We start from the raw sequence: 5,057 nt of genomic DNA, 5'->3' as shown, positions 1-5,057 counted from the left end.
GCCCCGCAGGGTGGCGGAGAGGAATCCGGCGGCGAAGGCGTCACCCGCGCCGACGGGGGCGACGACGTCCACGTGCAGGGCGGGCTGGAAGGCCGGGTCCTCGCCGTGGCGGTACACGGTGGCGCCCCTGCTGCCCTGCTTGACGACGAGGGTGGCCGGTTCGGGCAGGGCGGCGCGGATCGCGTCGGGGCCGCCGGAGACGCCCCAGGCCGCGGCGGCCTCGTCCTCGCCCACGAAGACGAGGTCGGCGCCGCGGGCGAGGTCGAGCAGGACGGAGGGGTCCGCGGCGGCGTCCTTCCAGAGGCCGGGGCGGTGGTTGACGTCGAAGGAGAGAAGCGGGGCGCGGTCCGGGCGCCGGGCGCAGAGATGGCGTACGAGGGCCAGGCAGTCGGCGGAGAGCGCGGGTGTGATGCCGGACAGGTGCAGGACGCGGCCCGAGGTGAGCGCGTCCTCGTCGACGGAGCCCGGGGACATGGCGGAGGCGGCCGATCCCGCGCGGTAGTAGACGACCTCGTGGGCGTCGGTGTCGCGGTCGTCGGCGGTGCGGAAGTAGATGCCGGTGGGGCGGTGCGGGTCGCGGCCGACGGCGGAGGTGTCGACGCCGTAGCGGGCGATGGTCTCGACGAGGTGGTCGCCGAAGCCGTCGGCGCCGACGCGGCTGACCCAGCGGGTGGTGTGCCCGGCGGCGGCGAGGGCGCAGAGGACGTCKGMSCCSKCGCCGCCGATCCCGCGGTCGAAGGAGGGCACGTCGGCGAGGCGGCCGGGGCGTGCGGGCAGGAAGGTGACCATGGACTCGCCGAGCGCCACGACGTCGACGTCCACTGCCATCCGCGCGGCTGCCTGTGTGGTCACGATCTTTCAGCCCCTCGACCGACTCCCCGGATCTGTTGACCCGGGTCTCCGGATCCGTTGACCCGGCGTTGGCTCGGATGTTAGACAGCAGTAAGCGACATACGCAATGACTGTTGCACATAATGCAACGGCCTCTTGAATGCACTCCTGGAGGAGGCGCCCATGGCCGCCGACAACGCCGTCGAACGTCCCGCGGAAGGTCCCACGGCAGGTTCCGCCGACCCGCTGGGCGCGCTCGCGGACGAGCGGGTCGACCACCGCTTCAAGGGGCTGCCGCCGGATGCCGGGGGGCTGACGGTCGGGGAGCTCGCGGCCCAGCGCAGGAACCTCTTCACCGGCGGGTTCACCACCCCCGTGCTCGCCCTCTCCGCCGAGCGCCTCGCGCACAACCTCGCCCTCATGGAGACCTACGCCGAACGGCACGGGCTCGCCTTCGCGCCGCACGGCAAGACGTCGATGGCCCCGCAGCTCTTCAGGCGGCAGCTCGACCACGGGGCGTGGGGCATCACACTCGCGGTGCCGCATCAGGTGCGGGTGGCGCGGGCGTTCGGCGTTCCGAGCGTCTTCCTCGCCAATGAACTCGTCGACGCGGCGGCGCTGCGCTGGCTCGCCGGTGAGCTCGGCGCCGACCCGTCCTTCCGCTTCGTCTGCTACGTCGACTCCGTGCGCGGGGTCGGCGCGATGCACGCCGCGCTCAGCGCGGCGGGGGCGACGCGGCCGGTGGACGTCGTCATCGAGCTGGCGGCGGGCGACGGGGCGCGGACCGGGGCGCGGACCGAGGCCGAGTGCTTCGAGATCGCCGATGCGGTCGCCGCCGCCGACACGCTGCGGCTCGTGGGGGTCGCCGGGTACGAGGGCGAGGTGCCGCGGGTGTCGACGGAGACCGTCACCGCCTGGCTGCGGCGGCTCGTCGCGCTCCTCGTCGATCTGGACAAGGCGGGGCGGTTCGCGGATCTGCCGGAGGTGGTGGTCAGCGCGGGCGGCAGTGCGTGGTTCGACGCCGTGGCGTCGGTCTTCGCGGAGGTTCCCGAGCTGTCGCTGCCGGTGCTCAAGCTGCTGCGCTCGGGGGCGTACGTGTCGCACGACGACGGTCACTACCGGCACCTCACCCCCTTCAACCGCGTCCCGCAGGAGGGCGCGCTCGAACCGGCGTTCCGGCTCTGGGCGCAGGTGGTGTCCCGCCCGTCGCCGGAGCAGGCGTTCACCAACGCGGGGAAGCGCGACGCGGCGTACGACCTCGATCTGCCCGAGGTGCAGGTCGTGCGGGGCGACGGGGGCGTCGGGGCYSMGMSSRSCRCKRSKGGCTCAGTACCGCTCCGGAGGCGGAGCTCGGCGTCGGTGACTGGGTGGGGATGGGGCTCTCGCACCCCTGCACGGCGTTCGACAAGTGGCAGCTGATCCCGCTGGTCGAGGCGGACGGAACGGTCACGGACTACATCCGCACCTTCTTCTGAGCCCTGGTTCCGCCCCGCGTCATCCGTCACCCCGCCACCCCGAAGGAGTCGCGCCATGGACCTCGTGATCCGCGACGCACGCGTCATAGACGGCACCGGAAACCCCTCCTACCGCGCCGACATCGGCGTACACGAGGGCAGGATCACCGAGATCCGGCGAGAGGGAGCGGGCGGCCCCCGCCTCACGGGCCTCTGCACCCTGGACGCCCAGGGCCTCGCCCTCTCCCCCGGCTTCATCGACATGCACGCCCACAGCGACCTGGCCCTGCTCAGGGACCCGGAGCACGTCGCGAAGGCCGCCCAGGGCGTCACCCTCGAAGTCATCGGCCAGGACGGCCTCAGCTACGCCCCGGTCGACGACCGCACCCTCGCCCAGGTCCGCCAGGCCATCACCGGCTGGAACGGCGACGGCAGCGACATCGACTTCACCTGGCGCACGGTCGGCGGGTACCTGGACGCGCTCGACGGTGCCCACGGCGGCCACGGCATCGCGGTGAACGCCGCGTATCTCGTCCCGCAGGGCACGGTGCGGATGTACGCCGTGGGCTGGGACGACCGCCCGGCCACGCCGGAGGAGCTGAGCCGCATGCGGCAGCTCGTCGCGGAGGGGATGCGGGAGGGCGCCGTCGGCATGTCCTCGGGGCTCACCTACACCCCCGGGATGTACGCCGACGACTCCGAACTGACCGAGCTCTGCAAGATCGTCGCCGCCCACCAGGGCTACTACTGCCCCCACCACCGCAGCTACGGCGCGGGCGCCCTCCAGGCGTACGAGGAGATGGTGAACCTCACGAGGACCGCGCACTGCCCGCTGCACCTGGCCCACGCCACCATGAACTTCGGCGTGAACAAGGGCAAGGCCCCCGACCTGCTCGCCCTCCTGGACGACGCCCTCGCCGAGGGGGCGGACATCACGCTCGACACGTACCCCTACACGCCCGGCTGCACGACCCTCGTCGCGATGCTGCCGAGCTGGGCGAGCGAGGGCGGGCCCGACGCGATCCTGGCCCGGCTCCAGGACGACGCGACCGCCGAGAAGATCCGCCACCACATGGAGGTGATCGGCGCGGACGGCTGCCACGGCGTGCCGATCGAGTGGGACACGATCGAGATCTCCGGTGTCTCCGACCCGGGGCTCGCCTCCTGTGTCGGCAAGACGGTCCAGCAGTCCGCCGACATGCGCGGCGAGGCCCCCTGGATCACCGCCCGCCGCCTGCTCATCGACGACAGGCTGGGGTCGACGATCCTCCAGCACGTCGGCCACGAGGAGAACGTCCAGGCGATCATGCGCCACCCGGTGCACACCGGCGGCAGCGACGGCATCCTCCAGGGCTTCAAGCCGCACCCGCGGGCCTACGGGACGTTCCCGCAGTACCTCGGGCGCTACGCGCGCGAGCTGGGCGTGATGTCCCTGGAGGAGACCGTCGCGCACCTCACCTCACGGCCCGCCGCCCGGCTGCGGCTGGCCGACCGCGGGCTCGTCCGCGAGGGCTACCGCGCCGACCTGGTGCTCTTCGACCCCGAGACGGTCGCCGCGGGCTCCACCTTCGAGGCGCCCCGCACGCTGCCCACCGGCATCCCGCACGTCCTGATCGACGGCAGGTTCGTGATGCGCGACGGCCTGCGCACGGACGTCCTCGCGGGACGTGCCGTACGCAGGACGCCGTGAGCGGTCCGGTACGGCGGGGGCCCTAGCGTTCAGCGGCCGGCCGGGGCAGGCCGCAGCCCCGGCGGCCGAGGTCGATCTTGCTGTCGTGGACGACGCACGGCACGATCCGGTACGTCTGCTGGGCGTAGTTGATGCCCTTGCGGACGGTGACGTTGCCCTTGCGGTCCACCTCGCAGGGGTTGTTGAGGGTGCAGCGTTCGCCGTCCTCGTTGCCGGTGTTGTTGATCGCGGCGACCTTGCCGGTCTTCACGTCGATCACCGGCGAGCCGGATGTGCCGCCGATGGTCTGGCAGGCGGGGGTGTAGCGGACGGAGTCCTTCCAGGTCCAGTCCCCCTCCTTCAGGCGGTACACGAAGCCGTCGATGTCGCAGCTGTAGACCTTCTTCCAGTACCCGGAGACGACCTTGATGGGCCGGTTCTTCACCGGGTGCCTGCCGTCGAGCTCCAGGGCCCTGATGCCGTACTTCTGCTGGATCTCGCCGTAGGTGCTGGTCAGCTGGTAGAGCGTGACGTCGGTGTCCGTCATCGTCGCGTAGCTGACCTTGCTGGCCTTGAGGGTGGCCTTCTCGGCGCCCGAGGCGTCGAGGAGCTTGACGGAGCGGGTCGAGGGCCGGTCGACCACGACCTCGCCGGGACCGAGGAAGCCGGTCTCCAGACAGTGTCCGTTGGTGGCGACGAGCGCCGGGTCGTCCGCCTGCGAGCGGGGCACGCGCACGACGGAGCCGGAGCAGTTGCTCAGGGCCACGGTCCCGGCGAAGGTGACGTCCTTGGCGGGTTCCTTGCCGGTGGGCGCGGAGGACGACGCGGCGACGGCGGGTGCGACGCCGAGGCAGACGACGGCCAGAGCGAGCGACGACGCGCCCGCGAGAGCTTTGCTCTTCATGGTTCTCATGAAACGGAGCCCCCTCCATGTCGATGTCATGCGCATTCTTGGGGGCCATCGAACAGACGGACAAGAGGGGGGAAGGCTTACGTCTCATTCGCGCGGCGTGACGCGCACGGAGTGCTTCCCCGGGCCCGAACGGAGCCTCAGCACGCGGGACTTGGCGTCCCAGCCGACCACCGTCCCGCCCTCCACGCGC

At 72.1% G+C, this 5,057-nt stretch carries 3 protein-coding genes and 1 pseudogene; 2 read left to right on the top strand and 2 right to left on the bottom strand.

The window, feature by feature from the left end; translation table 11 throughout:
* A partial coding sequence (locus AB8Z36_RS31875) for a sugar kinase (RefSeq protein ID WP_369216866.1) occupies positions 1-828 on the bottom strand: 828 nt, incomplete at its 3' end.
* A 186-nt stretch (positions 829-1,014) separates the two neighbouring features.
* Between AB8Z36_RS31875 and AB8Z36_RS31870 the strand changes: the two are divergent.
* Together AB8Z36_RS31870 and AB8Z36_RS31865 are read left to right on the top strand one after the other, a co-directional pair.
* Positions 1,015-2,306, top strand: a pseudogene (locus AB8Z36_RS31870) (alanine racemase).
* A gap of 55 nt (positions 2,307-2,361) precedes the next feature.
* Complete coding sequence (locus AB8Z36_RS31865) at positions 2,362-3,975, top strand: N-acyl-D-amino-acid deacylase family protein (protein WP_369216865.1); 1,614 nt, start codon at positions 2,362-2,364, stop codon at positions 3,973-3,975.
* A 22-nt stretch (positions 3,976-3,997) separates the two neighbouring features.
* On the opposite strand, the gene AB8Z36_RS31860 is transcribed toward AB8Z36_RS31865, so the two are convergent.
* Positions 3,998-4,858, bottom strand: coding sequence for a trypsin-like peptidase domain-containing protein (locus tag AB8Z36_RS31860; protein WP_369216864.1), 861 nt, complete (start codon positions 4,856-4,858; stop codon positions 3,998-4,000).
* Between the last annotated feature and the right edge of the window lie 199 nt (positions 4,859-5,057).

Origin of the sequence: Streptomyces flavofungini, from assembly GCF_041028215.1 — a bacterium.
Lineage (GTDB): Bacteria > Actinomycetota > Actinomycetes > Streptomycetales > Streptomycetaceae > Streptomyces > Streptomyces flavofungini_B.
The sequence above is the reverse complement of the archived record's forward strand: the minus strand, read 5'-3'. Positions and strand labels throughout refer to the sequence as shown.